The 16,433-nt window shown below is 71.4% G+C and carries 15 protein-coding genes and 1 pseudogene; 7 read left to right on the forward strand and 9 right to left on the reverse strand.

The features are described from left to right. Positions 1–8 precede the first annotated feature (8 nt). The gene (gene dnaK, locus FM051_RS26330; protein WP_158847844.1) at positions 9–1,898 is read right to left on the reverse strand and encodes a molecular chaperone DnaK; all 1,890 of its coding nucleotides are present in this window, start codon (positions 1,896–1,898) and stop codon (positions 9–11) included. A gap of 283 nt (positions 1,899–2,181) precedes the next feature. Beyond that, complete coding sequence (locus FM051_RS26335) at positions 2,182–2,610, reverse strand: Hsp20/alpha crystallin family protein (protein WP_158847846.1); 429 nt, start codon at positions 2,608–2,610, stop codon at positions 2,182–2,184. 272 nt (positions 2,611–2,882) lie between these two features. Here FM051_RS26335 and FM051_RS26340 point away from each other — a divergent pair, with 272 nt between their 5' ends. Both FM051_RS26340 and FM051_RS26345 read left to right on the forward strand, forming a co-directional pair. Next, the gene (locus FM051_RS26340) at positions 2,883–3,338 is read left to right on the forward strand and encodes an Hsp20/alpha crystallin family protein (protein WP_158847848.1); all 456 of its coding nucleotides are present in this window, start codon (positions 2,883–2,885) and stop codon (positions 3,336–3,338) included. A gap of 118 nt (positions 3,339–3,456) precedes the next feature. Then, positions 3,457–3,963 carry a YflT domain-containing protein gene (locus tag FM051_RS26345; protein WP_158847850.1) on the forward strand — a complete coding sequence of 169 codons (507 nt, stop codon included), beginning with the start codon at positions 3,457–3,459 and terminating at the stop codon, positions 3,961–3,963. A gap of 99 nt (positions 3,964–4,062) precedes the next feature. Here the strand turns inward: FM051_RS26345 and FM051_RS53295 are convergent, their stop codons facing one another. The 3 genes and pseudogenes from FM051_RS53295 to FM051_RS26355 all read right to left on the reverse strand — a co-directional run. Further along, complete coding sequence (locus FM051_RS53295; RefSeq protein WP_274383724.1) at positions 4,063–4,191, reverse strand: hypothetical protein; 129 nt, start codon at positions 4,189–4,191, stop codon at positions 4,063–4,065. 69 nt (positions 4,192–4,260) lie between these two features. After that, positions 4,261–4,794 carry a hypothetical protein gene (locus tag FM051_RS26350; protein WP_158847852.1) on the reverse strand — a complete coding sequence of 178 codons (534 nt, stop codon included), beginning with the start codon at positions 4,792–4,794 and terminating at the stop codon, positions 4,261–4,263. 30 nt (positions 4,795–4,824) lie between these two features. Continuing rightward, a pseudogene (locus FM051_RS26355) lies at positions 4,825–5,094 on the reverse strand (type 1 glutamine amidotransferase family protein); the annotation flags it as partial. 99 nt (positions 5,095–5,193) lie between these two features. Here FM051_RS26355 and FM051_RS26360 point away from each other — a divergent pair. Beyond that, positions 5,194–6,168 carry a GlxA family transcriptional regulator gene (locus FM051_RS26360; protein WP_158847856.1) on the forward strand — a complete coding sequence of 325 codons (975 nt, stop codon included), beginning with the start codon at positions 5,194–5,196 and terminating at the stop codon, positions 6,166–6,168. Positions 6,169–6,181: 13 nt separating this feature from the next. Here the strand turns inward: FM051_RS26360 and FM051_RS26365 are convergent, their stop codons facing one another. After that, on the reverse strand, positions 6,182–7,078 hold the full coding sequence (locus FM051_RS26365) for a LysR family transcriptional regulator (protein WP_158847858.1): 897 nt from the start codon (positions 7,076–7,078) through the stop codon (positions 6,182–6,184). Between the two features lie 70 nt (positions 7,079–7,148). Between FM051_RS26365 and FM051_RS26370 the strand changes: the two genes are divergently transcribed. After that, positions 7,149–8,087, forward strand: a complete 939-nt coding sequence (locus FM051_RS26370; protein ID WP_238412659.1) for a threonine/serine dehydratase — start codon at positions 7,149–7,151, stop codon at positions 8,085–8,087. Beyond that, entirely contained in the window at positions 8,084–8,647 is a 564-nt protein-coding gene (locus FM051_RS26375) for a peroxiredoxin (protein WP_202919032.1), read from the forward strand. The genes FM051_RS26370 and FM051_RS26375 overlap by 4 nt, the downstream gene beginning before the upstream one ends. 40 nt (positions 8,648–8,687) lie before the next feature. On the opposite strand, the gene FM051_RS26380 is transcribed toward FM051_RS26375, so the two are convergent. Next, positions 8,688–9,800: an ROK family transcriptional regulator gene (locus FM051_RS26380; RefSeq protein ID WP_158847861.1), complete on the reverse strand. Its 1,113-nt coding sequence runs from the start codon at positions 9,798–9,800 to the stop codon at positions 8,688–8,690. A 99-nt stretch (positions 9,801–9,899) separates the two neighbouring features. Here FM051_RS26380 and FM051_RS26385 point away from each other — a divergent pair, with 99 nt between their 5' ends. Beyond that, complete coding sequence (locus tag FM051_RS26385; RefSeq protein WP_238412660.1) at positions 9,900–11,201, forward strand: DUF1479 domain-containing protein; 1,302 nt, start codon at positions 9,900–9,902, stop codon at positions 11,199–11,201. 88 nt (positions 11,202–11,289) lie between these two features. Then, positions 11,290–14,484: an ATP-binding protein gene (locus FM051_RS26390; protein ID WP_158847863.1), complete on the forward strand. Its 3,195-nt coding sequence runs from the start codon at positions 11,290–11,292 to the stop codon at positions 14,482–14,484. On the opposite strand, the gene FM051_RS26395 is transcribed toward FM051_RS26390, so the two are convergent. Together FM051_RS26395 and FM051_RS26400 are read right to left on the reverse strand one after the other, a co-directional pair. Further along, positions 14,462–15,247: an ABC transporter permease gene (locus FM051_RS26395; RefSeq protein ID WP_202919033.1), complete on the reverse strand. Its 786-nt coding sequence runs from the start codon at positions 15,245–15,247 to the stop codon at positions 14,462–14,464. The genes FM051_RS26390 and FM051_RS26395 overlap by 23 nt on opposite strands. Further along, positions 15,244–16,230 (reverse strand): ATP-binding cassette domain-containing protein, encoded by a 987-nt coding sequence (locus FM051_RS26400; RefSeq protein WP_158847865.1) that lies wholly within the window; start codon positions 16,228–16,230, stop codon positions 15,244–15,246. Before FM051_RS26400 ends, FM051_RS26395 begins: the two co-directional genes overlap by 4 nt. Positions 16,231–16,433: the final 203 nt, after the last annotated feature.

The raw sequence follows: 16,433 nt of genomic DNA on the forward strand, positions 1-16,433 counted from the left end.
AACCTCCGTCAGCCACTCGTGAACTCGGCGTCGATGACGTCGTCGCCGCCGGCCCGTCCGGCGCCGGCCTCGCCGCCGGTGGACGCCCCACCGGTCGACGCCGCGCCCGCGCTGTCGAGGCCGTAGTAGAGCTGCTGGAGCTCGGAGGTCAGCTCCCGCAGCCGGTCCAGCCCGACGCTGTCGTCCTTGATCGCCTGGCGGGCGTCGGCGAGCAGCATCTCGGCCCGCGCCCGTTCGTGTGCCGGTGCGGCGTCGCCGAGTTCACCGAGGCGCTTCTCCACCTGGTAGGCGGCCGAGTCCAGCGTGTTGCGGGCATCGACCCGCTCGCGGATCCGGGCGTCCTCGCCCCGGTGCCGCTCCGCGTCGGCGACCATCCGCTCCACCTCGCTCTGGTCGAGGTTGGAGCTCTCGCTGATGGTGATGCGCTGCTCGGCGCCGGTGTCCTTGTCCTTGGCGGACACGTTGAGGATGCCGTTGGCGTCGATGTCGAACGTCACGTCGATCTGCGGCTCACCGCGCCGCGCCGGACGGATGTTCTCCAACCGGAACCGCCCGAGCACCCGGTTGTCCGCCGCACGTTCGCGCTCGCCCTGGAGCACCACCACGTCGACGGCGCCCTGGTTGTCCTCCGCGGTGGAGAACACCTCGCTGCGCCGCGCGGGGATCGTGGTGTTGCGCTCGATCACCTTCGTCATCACGCCACCGAGGGTCTCCACGCCCAGCGACAGCGGCGTGACGTCCAGCAGCAGGACGTCGGACACCTCGCCCTTGATCACCGCCGCCTGCAGCGCCGCGCCCAGCGCCACGACCTCGTCCGGGTTGACCGTCATGTTCGGGTCCTTGCCGCCGGTCAACCGCCGCACCAGGCTCTGCACCGCCGGGATCCGGGTGGAACCGCCCACCAGGATGACCTCGTCGATGTCGTTCGCGGTCACCTTGGCGTCGGCCATCGCCTGCTTCACCGGGCCCATGCACCGCTCCACCAGGTCCGCGGTGAGCTGCTCGAACGTCGAGCGCATCAACGTCGTGTTCAGGTGCTTCGGGCCGCCCGCGTCCGCGGTGATGAACGGCAGGTTGATCGTCGTCTGGGTGACCGACGACAGCTCGACCTTGGCCTTCTCCGCCGCCTCGAACAGCCGCTGCAACGCCTGCGGGTCCTTGCGCAGGTCGATGCCGTAGTCCTTGCGGAACTCGTCGGCCAGGTGCTCGACGATCCGCCGGTCGAAGTCGTCACCGCCCAGGTGGGTGTCGCCGGCCGTGGCACGGACCTCCACGACGCCGTCACCGACGTCGAGCAGGCTCACGTCGAACGTGCCGCCGCCCAGGTCGAACACCAGGACGGTCTCGTTCTTCTTCTTGTCCAACCCGTAGGCGAGTGCCGCCGCGGTGGGCTCGTTGATGATCCGCAGCACGTTCAGCCCGGCGATCTTCCCGGCGTCCTTGGTGGCCTGCCGCTGGGCGTCGTTGAAGTAGGCGGGCACCGTGACCACGGCCTCGGTCACCTTCTCGCCCAGGAACTTCGACGCGTCGTCGACCAGCTTGCGCAGCACCGCCGCGGAGATCTCCTCCGGTGCGTGCTCCCGGTCCCGGATCCGGAACCGCGCCGCCCCCTGCGGCCCGGACACCACGTCGTAGGACACGGTGTCCTTCTCGTTGCTCACTTCCTCGAAACGGCGACCGATGAACCGCTTGGCCGACGCGATCGTGGCCTTCGAGTTCAGGATCGCCTGACGCCGCGCGAGCTGACCCACCAGCCGTTCACCCTGGTCGGTGAACGCGACCACTGACGGGGTCGTGCGCGCGCCCTCGCTGTTGGGGATCACGGTCGGCTTGCCGCCTTCGGTGATGGCGATCACCGAGTTGGTGGTCCCCAGGTCGATACCGACTGCCTTGGCCATCACAACCTCCCCTGCGCTCGATTCCCCTGCGCTCGATCAGGGCCGGCTCGATCAGGTGCTCCACCCGTGCCCCACCGCATCGACACACGAGGGCCGGCGGCCGTCTCCGGCCGGAAACCGGACACGACCGCCGGCCCCGGTCCGGCCCCACCCGCGCCAGTGCGTCGTCAAGACGCCGGACGGCCCGAACCCGCCACGGGCGCCGACACGTGGGCGGTGATGGCCGTGTCGTCGACACGGCGTCGAGGTGGGCGCCGGACACTCCCGCGCGGCGGTTGCCGGATCAGGTCTTGATCGCCCGGCGTTCCTCCGCGCCCGCGTTGATGGCGATCTTGCGCGGCTTCGCTCGCTCGGCCACCGGGATGCGCAGGGTCAGCACACCGGCCGCGTAGTCGGCCTTGATGTCATCGGTGTCGAGGTTGTCACCCAGGAACAGTTGCCGACTGAAGCTCCCGGTCGGGCGCTCGTTGAGCACGGTCTCGACCTTGTCGTCGGCGGTCTGCCTGCGCTGCGCCTTCACCGTGAGCACGTTGTCCTGCACGTCGACGTCGATGGACTCGGTGCTCACGCCGGGCAGGTCGAACTGCACCACGAACTCGTCGCCGCTGCGGTAGGCGTCCATCGGCATGGCCCTCGACCCCGACAGGTCGTTGCGGAACCACTGCTGCGTCAGCCGGTCCAGTAGCTGGAACGGATCGGTCCGCATCAGCATGGCCGTTCTCCTCCTTCCCTCACGTGATCACGTCCTCACAACTGGCACCACCCTCAACGTGCCGTTCCGGGGACCTGTTCCAACCGTGAAGAAGTTAACCCGAATGGAGTATTGTCAGGCGTGGGCCGGATGTGAGCGTTCACAAAGTTGAGCCGACCCTACTCAAGTAGGGGAACAATTGGCGGCGCAAGTTCGTCATACAGGTCGAGCGCGCGTCGCGACGCGCGACTCGCACGCGATGGCGTTGGTTGATCGTTCCAGGAGGTGGAGTCATGACACTGCCAGCCGTGCGATCGTCCGGTCCGCCCGGCCGGTGGGACCCGTTCCGGGAGTTCGAGGACCTCTACCGCGAGATGGGCCGCTGGATGGACTCGGTGACCGGACGACTGGACGAGGGCGTTCGGGCGTGGTCGCCGTTGGCCGATGTCGCCGAGACCGATGACGCGTACCTGGTCGAGGTGGAGCTGCCCGGCGTCAAGCGCGAGGACATCAACATCGACCTCATCGGCAGTGAGCTGGCCATCACCGGTGAGCTCAAGGAGAAGGAGCGGCAGGGCCTGTTCCGGAGCCGCACGCGCCGCACCGGCCAGTTCTCCTACCGGGTGACGCTGCCGCACGACGTGGACGCCGACAAGGTCGAGGCGAACCTGGCCGACGGCGTGCTGTCCGTCCGGGTGCCCAAGAGCGAGGCGGCCAAGCCGCGGCGCATCGCCATCAGCGGCAAGTGACCCCCTCACCGTTCGGGTGACCGACGCGCGAGCCCCGGCCTGCCCCGACCGGCAGGCCGGGGCTCGCGGTCAGGGCGTGTCGGCACGAGTTCGCGCAACCACTTGGAGGTGAGACCCCATGAACACCAACCCGCTCCTGCCCGGCGGGCCGACAAACGTGCCGACCCCGCCCACGGGATGGCCCATCGGCTCCTACGCCACCTACACCGAGGCCCAACGCGCCGTGGACTACCTGGCGGACAAGGACTTCCCCGTGCACGACGTCACGATCGTCGGCGTCGGGCCGATGGTCGTCGAACGGGTCACCGCCCGGCTGACCTGGGGCCGCGTCCTGGCCGGCGGGGCGGCGTCCGGCATCTGGTTCGGACTGTTCGTCGGCCTGCTGCTCGGCCTGCTCGGCACCGCACCGCTGCCGCTGGCGATCCTGACCGGCCTGGTCACCGGCGTCAGCTTCGGCACGGCGTTCGCCGCCGCGAGCTACGCCTCGGTGAGGGGCCGGCGTGGCTTCGCCTCGACCACCCAGCTGGTCGCCGGCCGCTACGACGTGCTCTGCGAACCCCGCAACGCCGAGAAAGGCCGGGACTTCCTGGCCGAACTCGCACTCAAGGCACCGTCGAGCCCTTGACGTCCGCAACCCGGGAGCACACCACCGGGAGGTGGACTGGCCGGTCAGGTCAGGCGAGGTCCGCGACGCGTTCCACTTCGGCGGTGCGGCCGGCGACGATCAGCACGTCAACACCCCGGCGGGCCGGCCGGTCCCGGTCGCCACGGGCAACATCAGCAACACCGTGGCGGCGAGGAACGCCAGGACGACGAGCCGGGCGGGATGCCGCCACCCACGCGTTCGCCGCACGCCGACCAGTCTGCTCACCGTGGCCCGCCGCAACCTGATCGGGGATGTGATCGGCCACTTTATCCGTCCTCAATCGACTGCCGCGGCCCGGCCACTCGGGACGGCTGAGCCGAACAACAGCGCCGTCGCCACCACACCGACACCGAGAAGTGCGATCGACACCCCGAGCAACGCGAAGTACCCGCCGATGCCCGCCCACGTCAGCGGCATCACCACCAACGCCCACCTGGCCACGCCGGGCCGGCGGAACACGTTCACCAGCACACCGAACCCGGCCGTGGCCTGCCGCGGCCGACCGCCCCGTCCTGCCGGACGAGCGCGAGACCCATCGGCGAGACCGGGATCCAGCGCGGCCACACCGGCCTGCGCACCGATCTGACCGCCGTCGTCCGAGGCACGAGGCTCGCGGAGGCGTGCCACCTGCACCGCCGGTACCGCGGTCGCCACGGCGAGCGTGAGCACCGCGGCCGTCCACCCCGCCAGGTCGTAGACCAGCAGCACCGCACCGCTGCGCAGGAAGCTCGGCGCCAGCCACTGGCCCACGTACAGCCCGGCGAGCAGCCGGTAGTGGCGGGTCGGCGCCCGGGCCGGCGTGGCCGTCATGCGCGGCCCACCAGTCGCGCGGACCACTTACGCCAACAGCCGCTCGTCGGTCATCGCCCGGATCGTGGCCACGTCGCCACCGGGCACGACCAGCGCGTGCGGCGAGGGGACGTCGGCGAACGTGTGGCTCGCGGTGAGCGCCAACGGGGTGTCGGTCCCCATCGGCTCCAGCCGGTCGGCCACCACCACGACCTCGTGCCCGAGCCCGGCCTGGCCGAGGGCGGAGAGCACCTGGAGCGGCCCGACGAGGTCGAGTGCGGTGATACCGGGGTAGAGCACGAACGCGATCGTGTCGGTCATGGTCGCCAATCAACCGGGCGCCCGGTCACGCTGTGGGCGTCGTGTCCGGAATCCTGCGAACCACGTCATCCCGCCAGGCGCGCTGCTAGCCTCGCGATCATGCGGGAGCCACCGAGACGAGTGGTGATCGTGGGCTACCCGGACGCCGAGCTGCTCGACATCGCCTGCCCGTCGGACGTCCTCGACGCGGCGAACCGCCTCGGCGCGCGGCGCCCGTACGAGATCGCCCTGGCCAGCCTCGACGGTCGCGGCGTGCGCTGCGAGTCCGGCCTGACCGTGGTCGCCGGGCTACGGCTCGACCAGGTCGACGGGCCGCTGGACACGTTGATCGTCGCGGGCGGCATCGGCCACGAGGCGGCGTCGGCCGACCGCCGGTTGACCACGCACCTGCGCAGGCTGGCCGGCGTGAGCCGACGGGTCGCCTCGGTGTGCACCGGCGCCACCGTCCTGGCCGCGGCCGGGCTGCTGGCGGGCAGGCGGGCCACCACGCACTGGAGGTACGCGGCCCGGCTCGCCGCCCGCTACCCCGACGTGACGGTCGATCCCGCGCCGCTGTTCGTCAAGGACGGCAACGTCTACACGTCCGCGGGCGTGACGAGCGCTCTGGACCTCACCCTGGCGTTCGTCGAGGAGGACGAAGGGGCGTCGCTCGCCCGTGAAGTCGCCAGGACGCTGGTCACCTATCTGCAACGCCCCGGGAACCAGGCGCAGGTGAGCATGTTCCTCACCGCGCCGCTGCCCGACCACGGCGTGGTGAGGGACCTGATCAGCCACATCGTGAGCCGGCTGGACGCCGATCTCGGCGCGGCGGCGCTGGCCGGCCGGGCGGGTCTGAGCACCCGACAGCTGACCAGGCTGTTCGACACCCACCTCGGCACGACGCCGAGCCGGTACGTGCGCGCGGTGCGGACCGAGGCCGCCGCCAACCTGCTGGCCACCACGGAACTGCCGCTCACCGCGGTCGCGCGCCGGTGCGGTTTCGGCTCGACCGAAACCCTGCGCCAGGCCTTCCTCGACCACTACGAAACCTCCCCGTCGGCCTACCGCGCGGCAAACCGACGGCGGGCGTCATGAAAGTCGTTGCGTGTCACAGAGATGCCGCGTCGTGCAGGTACGTGACCATGTCCGAGATCGGGGTGCGTGGTCGCGGCCGGTGCACGAGGCAGATCTCCCGGGCCATCGGCTGGTCGAGGTCGCGGACGAGGTAGGCGCCGTGTTCGGCGGAGCGCAGTGTGGTGTCCGGCACGAGGGCGACGCCCAAACCGGCGCCGACCAGGGCGAGGGTGACCGCGTAGTCCCGGGTCTCGTACGCCACGTGCAGCTCGACGCCGGCCCGCCGGGCGGCCCCGTCCAGCGTGATCCGGTTGGGCACGCCGGGTGCGCCGGAGATCCACTCGTCGGCGGTGAGCGCGGCCAGCGGCAGCCTGCCGGCGGCGGCGTGGCGGTGACCGGCGGGCAGCACCAGCCGCAGCGGGTCGGTCATCAGGCGGGCGCGGTGCACGCCGGCGGCGGAGGCCGGTGGCACGTCGGGGTAGCGATGCGTGATCAGCAGGTCGAGGTTCCCGGAGGTGACGAGCCCGTACCCGTCGGGCGGCTCGATGTCCAGCAGGGAGAGGCGCACCTGCGGGTGGGCGCGGCGGAACGTGGCCAGCGCGGCGGGCACCAGGGCCTGGCCCGCGCTCGCGAACGTGCCGACGGACAGGTGTTCGCGGGGTAGCCGCCGGGCGTCGCGGATGGCGTCCTCGGCTTCGTGGACCGCGCCGAGGACGCGTTCGCCGTGGCTGACCAGCACCTCACCGAGCGGTGTCGGCCGCACCCCGCCGGGGCCGCGGTCGACCAGGCGCTCGCCGACCTCCCGTTCCAACTTGGCGAGCTGCTGGGACAGGGCAGAGGCGGTGAAGCCCATGCGCTTGGCCGCGGCGGCGATCGAGCCGCTGTGGGCGACCTCGACCAGGACCCGCAGCCGCTCGATGTCCAGAGCCATTAGCGTTCCTTAACCCTCCCCAGCAGATTCCGCTTCAGCTTACGGCCGTCGGGCGTGCAGAGTGAGCGACGTGATTGAACATGCGGAAATCGCGGCCGCACTGCCGACCGTGGACGACGTCAGGCGGGCCGGCGAGCGGATCGCACCGCACGTCCGGCGTACGCCGGTGCTGGAGGCCGAGGTCGCCGGCCGCCGGGTGACGCTGAAGCTGGAGCACCTGCAACTCACCGGCACGTTCAAGATCCGCGGTGCGCTCAACGCGCTGCTGAGCCGACCGGAGACCGACCAGGTGGTGACCGCGTCCGGCGGCAACCACGGGCTGGGCGTGGCCACCGCGGCACGGGTGCTCGGTGTCCGAGCCACCATCTACGTGCCCCGGACGGTGCCGCCGGACAAGGAACGGCGGATCGCCGCGACCGGCGCGACGCTGGTCCGGCACGGTCGGCGGTACGCCGAAGCCGAACAAGCCGCGCGCGCCTACGCCGAGCAGAACGGCCTGCGCTACCTGCACGCCTACGACGACGTGGACGTGGTGGCCGGACAGGGCACCGTGGGTCTGGAAATCGCCGAGCAGGCGCCGGGCTGCGACACCGTCGCGGTGGCGGTCGGCGGCGGTGGGCTGATCGCCGGGGTGAGCCTCGGGGTCGGGGCCCGCGCAGTCGTCGGTGTGGAGCCACAGGGGTGCGCCGGCCTGCACGCGGCGGTCGCCGCCGGTGAACCGGTCGACAGCCCGGTCGATTCGGTCGCGGCGTCCGCGTTGGGCGCCAGCCGCATCGGGCAGGTCCCGTACGCGACACTCCGGACGACGTCCCTGCGACTGGCGCTCGTCGACGACGCACAGATCATCGCCGCCACCCACCGGTTGTGGGAGGACTTCCGGCTCGCGGTGGAGCCCGCCGGCGCGACCGCGTTCGCCGCTTGGCTGGCCGGACAGGTTCCGGGCGACAATCCCTGCGTGATCGTGTGTGGCGCGAACGCCGACTGGACCCTGAACGGCGGCACCCGGTGAACCCGGAACAACTACCCGACGGCCTGCCGGTGCCATCCGACGACGGCGCCGCCGACCACCTGCCGGGCAGTGCCGTACCCGCACTGGCACTGCCGACCACCGACGGGCGCGAGGTCGACCTCGCCGCGCTCGGGCAGCCACGCGCGGTGCTGTACGTCTACCCGATGACCGCACGGCCCGGCGTGCCGTCGCCGGACGGGTGGGACCAGATCCCCGGTGCTCGGGGCTGCACGCCCGAGTCCTGCGGGTTCCGGGACCACCACGCGGAGTTGGCCGCCGCCGGCGCGCAGGTCTGCGGACTGTCCAGCCAGGACACGGACTACCAGGCCGAAGCCGTCACCAGGCTGCGCCTGCCGTTCCCGCTGATCTCCGACAGCGACATGCTGCTCGCGCGGCAGCTCGCCCTGCCCACCTTCACCGTCGGCGATCTCCGTCTGTACAAGCGGATCACGCTCGTCCTCCGCGATCACCGGGTCGAGCACGTCTTCTACCCGGTCTTCCCACCCGACCGCCACGCCCAGCACGTCCTCGACTGGCTGCACGCCAACCCCACGTCGTAGGCACGGGCCGGTGGGGAGCGAGCCTCGCTCGCTCCCCACCTCACCTGGCTATGACGGCCGAGCGCAGGCGGTTGAGCGCGTCGAGTCGTGCGCCGGCCAGGGACGGTTCCACGGTTAGTTCAGCGGCCCGGACGAGCACGTGCCGGGGCAGGCCCGCGAATGCCTCGGCGATGGTGTCGAGGACGACGGGGTGACCACCCCACGGTCCGCCGATGACGATGGTTTCCGGGTCGGCGAGCGCGACGACCGCGGCGAGCACCCCGCTGACGGCCTTGCCCAGCGCGTCCCGGGTGGCCGCGGCCCTCGGCCCGGTGACGGCGGCCAGCAGGCGGTCGACGTCGATCGCCGTGGACCCGGGCAGCCGCAGGCCGAGTTCGTCGAACACCTCGATGAGGCGGATCGCCTTACCCCGTGGTCCCACCGTGACGAGGTGCGCGATCTCACCGGTGAGACCGCCGTGCCCGCGCCTGATCTCGCCGTCGCTGACGATCGCGCAGCCCATGCCCGCGCCGAGGAAGACGTAGGCGAAATCGTCCCACTGTCCTTTGTGGACGTCCCGTTCGGCCCGCGCCGCCCAGTTCACGTCGTTGTCCACGGTGACCGGTCCGTCGACGTGGGGCGCCAGGACCTCGACGGTGTCGAGCTCGCCGAGCAGGAACGGCGCGTCGGGCAGCTGGACCATCCGGCCGGTGACGCGGTCCACCGGGTCGGCGGCGCTCACGACCGCGAGACGGGCGGTGCCACGCCGGGCCGTGGTAACGGCGGTCCGGAGCGCGGCGGCGACCTCCTCGGGCCGGGCCGGCTCGCCGATCTTCACCTCCGCCCGCGACACCGTGTCACCGTGGGCGTCGACGCACTCGGCGACGATGCCTTCCGGCGCGATGGCGACGGCCAGGGCGACACCCACGTCGGCCAAGGCGTAGTACGAGCCGACCCGGCCACGGCCGCGACCACCCGGCGTCCGTTCGCCGGTGTCCACCACCAGACCGGCCTCGGTCAGCCGGCGCACGCTCTCCCCCACCGTCGGCTTCGAGATGCCGGTCTCGGTGGCCAGTTCAGCCCGGGTCAGCCGTCGGTGCTGCATGAGCGCACGCAGGACGTGCTCGTCCGTCAGCGAGCGCAGCAGCTCCAACGAGGGCTTGGCGGGGTCCACCGGCCAATTCTAGTCAGGAGTCTTGCCCAGAAAGGCGGCGACACCCTACAGTCGCCCCAAGCCTTCAAGTAAGGACAGCTAACTAGAAGGAGCGCCATCGTGTCACCGCAACCCGCGCTCGACACCGCGCCGTTGTCCGGACTGCCGCACTGGGAGCGCGCACCGGCGGACCTCCCGGACGCGATCAGGCAGATCAAGGCCGCGCTGCGGGCCCGGATCGCCGCCTCGGGCCGCACCGTGGAGGAGGTCTTCGCCGTCGTGGAGAGGCTGATCGAGGCCGAGGTCGACGAGATCACCGCCGCACGGGCGCGCGGTGAGGGGATCTGGCCCGTCATCGACTACTCGGACATCGCGGCCGGCACGGTGTCGGACGAGGCGCGGGCGCTGCTGCGCCGGCGCGGCTGCCTCGTCGTGCGCGGGCACTTCGAGCGGGAACAGGCGCTGGGTTGGGACCGCGACATCGTCGAGTACGTCGAGAGCAACAACTTCTTCGACACCTACCGAGGTCCCGGCGACGATTTCTTCGGCAGTGTCGGCTCCAAGCCCGAGATCTACCCCATCTACTGGTCACCGGCCCAGATGCAGGCTCGGCAGAGCGACCGGATGGCCCGGGTGCAGACGTTCCTCAACAGCATGTGGAAGCACGAGTCCGAGGGTGTGCGGTGGTTCGACCCGAGCCGGGACTCGCTGTACCCGGACCGGATCCGCCGTCGGCCGCCGGGCGCCGACTCCGCCGGTCTCGGCACCCACCTGGACCCCGGCACGCTCGACCTGTGGATGACCGAGGCGTACCAGCGGGCGTTCCGCCACCTGTTCGACGGCAGCGTCGAGCGGTACGACCCGTGGGACGCGGCCTACCGCACCGACGGACCGCAGTACCCCGGCACCACGATGTGCTCGGCCTTCCGCACGTTCCAGGGCTGGACCGCGCTGTCGGACATGCGGCACGACCAAGGCGTTCTCCACACCGTGCCGATCCCCGCCGCGATGGCCTACCTGATGCTGCGCCCGCTGCTGGCCGACGTGCCCGACGACGACATGTGCGGCGTGACCGTGAACCAGGTCTTCCCCGCCGACCACAAGTGGCACTCGCCGCTCCTCGACGCGCTCAGCGGCATCCCGGACGTGCGAGCCGGGGACTCCGTCTGGTGGCACTGCGACATGATCCACAGCGTGGCGTCGGTGGCGGACCAACAGGGCTGGGGCAACGTCATGTACATCCCGGCGGCGCCCTGGTGCCCCCGCAACGAGCGGTACGCCGCGAGCGTCCGGGAAGCCTTCCGCACCGGTTCCAGCCCGAGCGACTTCCCCGAGGAACACTACGAACGCACCTGGCCGAACCGCTTCCAGCCGCACGAGCTCAACGACATCGGCAGGCGCGGGCTCGGCCTTTCGCCGTAGTTGGTCGAGGACCGGCGACAACGGCGGGACCGTGATCGTGGGCCACGACCACGACAGGGCCCGTGGGGTGGCTGACTAACCTGCTCCGGTGACCGTTGTGCTGGTTCTGCTGTCGGGCGTGTCCTATCGCGACCAGGAGATCACCCGGCCCCAGCTGCGCAACCTCCTCGCGCTCCTGGCCGATGACCTGCGCGTGGGCTGCGGCACCGCTCGGTTGGTGGAAGCGCTCTGGCCGGACGCACGGCCCGAGCACCCGGCCAAGGCACTGCAGGTCCTCGTCTCCCACGCCCGAGCGCAGTTGGGTTCCGACGTCATCGCCGGCACGCCCACGGGTTACCGCCTCGCCCTGCGCGAGGACGAGGTCGACACGTCGGCCGTGCTGCTCAGCGCGTCGGCCAGTGCGCGGCATTCCCGCACCGGCGACCACGCGGCGGCGCTCGCGCACGCCGAGGCCGGTCTCGCGCTGTGGGAGGGTGCGGCGAGCGAAGACGACGGCCTCACCGACCCGTTGTCCGCGTTGCGTGCGGCACGGGCGTCGACGTATCGATCGCTGGTGCGTGCCCGCGCGTTGGCCCTGTCGCGGCTCGGTCGCCGTGCCGAGGCGGTCGAGCCGCTCACCGAACTCGTCCAGGAGCGTCCACGGGACGAGGAGGTCCTGGTGGAGCTGCTGCGCTGCGAGGCGGCGACGGTGGGCACGCCGGCAGCTCTGGCCAGGTACGACGCATACCGGCGTGCGTTGCGCGACGAGCTGGGCAGCGATCCCGGTTCCGCGCTCCAGGGCGTGCATCGACAGCTGTTGCAAGGCGATGTGCCGGTGGTCCGGCACGGTGTGCCGCACGAGCCCAACCCGCTGCTCGGCCGCGACGACGACATCGCGGCGGTGGCGAACCTGCTGCGCACGTCGCGGGTCACGTCGATCGTGGGCGCCGGTGGCCTGGGCAAGACCCGTCTCGCGCACGCCGTGAGCCGCCGGGCGGAGCAACGTGTCGTGCACCTGGTCGCGTTGGCCGGGGTCGGGAGTGATGACGACGTGGTCGGCGAGGTCGCGTCGGCACTCGGCGTCGGGGAGGCCGGGCGCGGTCCGGTCGGCCGTCTCGCCATCCCGACCGACGTCCTCACCGGCATCGTCAACGCCCTCGGTCCTGGTCCCGCGTTGTTGGTGCTGGACAACTGCGAGCACGTCGTCGACGGCGTTGCCGAGCTGGTGCGGGCCGTGGTGTCGACGAGCGAGGACCTGCGCGTGCTCACCACCAGTCGCGCCCCGCTCGGCCTCACGTCGGAATCGGTGTACCTGCTGCCGGAGTTGAGCCTGCCGACGGCGGTCGAGTTGTTCACCCGGCGTGCGCGGGCGGCCCGCCCTGATGTGGACCTGCCCGCCGACGCGGTGTCGGAGTTGTGCGGCCACCTGGACGGGCTGCCGCTCGCCGTGGAACTGGCGGCGGCGCGCGTCCGGGTCATGTCCGTCGCCGAGATCTCCCGTCACCTGGACGACCGGTTCGCCTTGCTGCGCGGCGCCGCGCGGGACGCACCGCCGCGACACCGCACGCTCCACGCCGTCATCGACTGGAGCTGGAACCTCCTCGAACCCGCCGGGCAGGCCGCGATGCGGGCGCTGTCGATCTTCCCCGGCGGATTCACCGCCGACGCCGCGCGTCACCTGCTCGGCCACGACGACGTCCTGCCGGTCGTGGAGCAGCTGGTCGACCAGTCGTTGCTCAAGGTCACCGACACGGCGTCGGGCACACGCTTCCGGATGTTGGAGACCGTGCGTGAGTTCAGCACGGCACGTCGCGAGGAAGCCGGTGAGAGCGACCGGGTGAGCGGCCGTTTCCTCGCGTGGGCACGGGACTTCGGGGTGGCACACCACGAGTCGGTCTTCGGCACGGAACTCGTCTCCGCCGTGGAGCGGATCAGGGCCGAACAGGACAACTTCGTGCAGGCACTGCGCCACGGACTCGACCGGGGCGACGGCCCGATCGTCGCGGCGACGTCCGCCGTGCTGGGCGGTCTGTGGATCACCGAGTCGAACCTCACCCGCATGGCGACGCTGGCCGGGGAGCCCGCTTCGGTCCTGTCGCGGTTCCGGCCCGAGCCCGCTCTCGTCGAGGCCACCAGAACGGCCGCGGTGCTGTGCGCGGTGAGCGGCTTCCTCGTGCAGGAGCCGCACCCGGTGCGTGCCCTGGTCGCGCTGCGTCGGCTTCCGCCCGCCCCGCCGGACACCCTGATCAGGGCGACCGGGATCGTGCTGCGCGCGGTGGCCGGCGGATCGGACCTCTCGGCACTGCACGCGCTGTGCGACAGCGACGACCCGCTGACGGCCGGCATGGCCAACGCCGCGGCCGGCTACTTCTTCGAGAGCGACAACGACCTGGACAGCGCGCTGAAGGCGGCCAGGCGGATGCTCGCGGCGTTCGAGAACCGGGGAATCCCGTCGATGCGGGCCTTCGCCCACTCCCGGATCGGCGAGCTGTGCCTCCAGATCGACCGGGCCGACGAGGCACGACGTCACCTGGGCGTGGCTCTGTCGGTGGTGGAGGAACTCGGGGCGTGGGCCAGCGCGACCCGGTTGCGGTGGGCACTGGTGCTGGCCAACCTGGGGTGCGGCGCCGTCGACGAGGCGGAGCACTGGCTGGAGCAGGCCGTGCGGGGTGGCTGGGACGAAGCGGCCGGCGCGTTGATGTTCGACGTCGGCGTGCGTGCGGAGATCCTGCTCGCTCGCGGTGACGTCGACGCGGGCCTGCGCTTGTGGCGCCGGGCCGCCGACCGGCTGAGGGACACCGGGAGCCCGGTCTCCGGCGGCGGTCTGCCCAGCCCGGCGTTGTGGGCCTTGGAGGTCCGGGCCGTGACCGTGATCGCCCACGCGCACCACGGCCGGCTCCACCTCGTCGAGGAGATCGCCGGCGAGCTGCCGCACGCGCTGTCGCGGATGATCACGGATTCCCTCGCGCGCTCACCGGAATCCTTCGTGGACCTCCCGGTCTGCGGCGCGCTCCTGCTGGCCGTGGCGATGGTGGACCTGGAACGGGGTGAACGCACCGGTGACGCGCGTGCCACGAGGTCGGGCGTGCGGATGATCGCCCTGGCGGAGCGCTTCGGTTACCTGCGGGGATTCCAGCCGACCATGTCCGCCGCGCGAGCCGGGAACACCGCCGAGCAAGCCGACAGGTCGGCGTACGACGACGCGGTGTCGTCGTACGCCGACCTCGGTCGCGACGAGCTGCGACCCGCCGCGTTGACGGCTCTGCGGACGCGTGATCAGCTCACCGGACCGGGTCCCTCCTGAACAGCGCTCGCGCCCAGAGGTAGCCGGCCGACGCGAGGCCCACGCACCAGGCGACGGCGATGATGCCGCTGTTGCCGACCGGAGTGCCCATCATCAGGCCCCGCAACGTGTCGATGATCGGGGTGAACGGCTCGTGCTCGGCGAACCAGCGCACCGCTCCCGACATCGAGTCCGGCGGGACGAACGCGCTGCTGACGAACGGCAGGACCTGGACGAGGAGGGTGAACCCGGTCGTGCCCTCGGCGGTCTTGGCCGCCAGGCCGACCGCCACCGCGAGCCAGGTCAGCGCGAGCACGAGCAGCGTGACGACGCCGAACGCCGCGAGCCATCCGACCGGATCGGCGGCCGGGCGGAAACCCATCAGCAGCGCCACCCCGATGACCAGGACGATGCTGACCAGCGTCCGGGCCGTGGCACCCACGACGTGTCCGGTCAGCACGGACGCACGGGAGATCGCCATCGTGCGGAACCGGGCGATGATCCCTTCGGTCATGTCCCTGTTCACGGCCATCGCCGTCATCGCGGATCCGTACCCCACGGTCATCAGGAGGATGCCGGGCACGACGTAGTCGATGTAGGCGCCGGGTGACCTGTCCCCGAAGCCGGCGTTCAACGCGCCGCCGAAGACGCCGACGAACAGCAACAGCAGGAGGACCGGCACACCCAACGAGGTGATCATCGTCGCGGGATAGCGCAGCGTGTGCCGGACGTTGCGCCGCAGCATCGTCGCCGAATCGGTCACGGCGTGCGTCAGGGTGCTCATCGGACCGCTTCTTCCTCGGTGATTTCTTTGGTGGGGCGGCCGGTGAGGGCGAAGAAGACGTCATCGAGATCGGGCGTGTGCACCGACAGTCCGTCGACCTCGATCGAGGCTTCGTCGAGCCGGTCGAGCAGCGCCCTCAGTGACCGGACGCTGCCGTCGCCGGGGACCTGCAACGCGAGCGCGTCGTCGTCCCGCGAGGCCCCGTCGAGGGTGCGGGCGGCGGCGTCCAGCCCGGTGGTGTCGGCGAACTGCAGTCGGACGTGCCCGCCGGGGACGCGGCGTTTGAGCTCTTCCGCCGTCCCCACAGCGACGAGCCTGCCGTGGTCGAGGACGGCGATCCGGTCGGCGAGTTCGTCTGCCTCGTCCAGGTACTGCGTGGTCAGGAAGATCGTGACGCCGTCGGCCACGAGTCGGCGGATGATCTGCCACACCGTGCGCCGGCTGCGCGGGTCGAGGCCGGTGGTCGGCTCGTCGAGGAAGATGACGCGCGGGTCTCCGACCAGGGTCATCGCGAGGTCGAGCCGGCGCCGCATGCCGCCGGAGTACGTGGCGGCCGTCTTCCCGGCCGCCTCGTCGAGGTCGAATCGCGTCAGCAGTTCGGCCGCCCGCCGCCGGCCCTCGGCTCGACCCAGGTGGTGCAGGTCGGCCATGAGGACCAGGTTCTCCTCGCCGGTGAGCAGGTTGTCGACCGCCGAGAACTGGCCGGTGACGCCGATCGCGGCACGGATCCCGTCCGGGTCGGTGGCGAGGTCGCAGCCCGCGACCCGCACCTCACCGCCGTCCGCGCTGATCAACGTGGACAGGATCCGCACCGCGGTGGTCTTGCCCGCGCCGTTGGGGCCGAGCAGCGCGAAGACCGTTCCCTCCGCGACGTCCAGGTCGATGCCGTCGAGCACCCCGTGGTCGCCGAACGACTTGCGCAGCCCGGATGCCACGATTGCCGACCGGGACCGGCCGGCCGACTGGGACTGGCTGGTGGTCACGTCCCTCCTCTCATCGCTGTGGCGCTGGTGGCCACGACGACGCCAAGGGTGCGTGCCGAGAGGTTCATCCCGGTTTCACCGCGGTTCACCGGGTTTCACGGGTTCGCGGGTTCGCGGCACCAAATCGCGTCCTACTCCCTGCGTTCCGACGTGCGAGCGGCACCACAGACCGATTCGGTCGGTTTACCTACCGGATCGGTCGG

The organism is Saccharothrix deserti (genome assembly GCF_009769385.1).
GTDB classification, from domain to species: Bacteria; Actinomycetota; Actinomycetes; order Mycobacteriales; family Pseudonocardiaceae; genus Actinosynnema; species Actinosynnema deserti.

Bases quoted from the DNA above. Each gene is read 5' to 3' on its own strand.
- dnaK (WP_158847844.1), bottom strand. From the start codon at position 1,898: ATGGCCAAGGCAGTCGGTATCGACCTGGGGACCACCAACTCGGTGATC.
- FM051_RS26335 (WP_158847846.1), bottom strand. From the start codon at position 2,610: ATGCTGATGCGGACCGATCCGTTCCAGCTACTGGACCGGCTGACGCAG.
- FM051_RS26340 (WP_158847848.1), top strand. From the start codon at position 2,883: ATGACACTGCCAGCCGTGCGATCGTCCGGTCCGCCCGGCCGGTGGGAC.
- FM051_RS26345 (WP_158847850.1), top strand. From the start codon at position 3,457: ATGAACACCAACCCGCTCCTGCCCGGCGGGCCGACAAACGTGCCGACC.
- FM051_RS26350 (WP_158847852.1), bottom strand. From the start codon at position 4,794: ATGACGGCCACGCCGGCCCGGGCGCCGACCCGCCACTACCGGCTGCTC.
- FM051_RS26360 (WP_158847856.1), top strand. From the start codon at position 5,194: ATGCGGGAGCCACCGAGACGAGTGGTGATCGTGGGCTACCCGGACGCC.
- FM051_RS26365 (WP_158847858.1), bottom strand. From the start codon at position 7,078: ATGGCTCTGGACATCGAGCGGCTGCGGGTCCTGGTCGAGGTCGCCCAC.
- FM051_RS26395 (WP_202919033.1), bottom strand. From the start codon at position 15,247: ATGAGCACCCTGACGCACGCCGTGACCGATTCGGCGACGATGCTGCGG.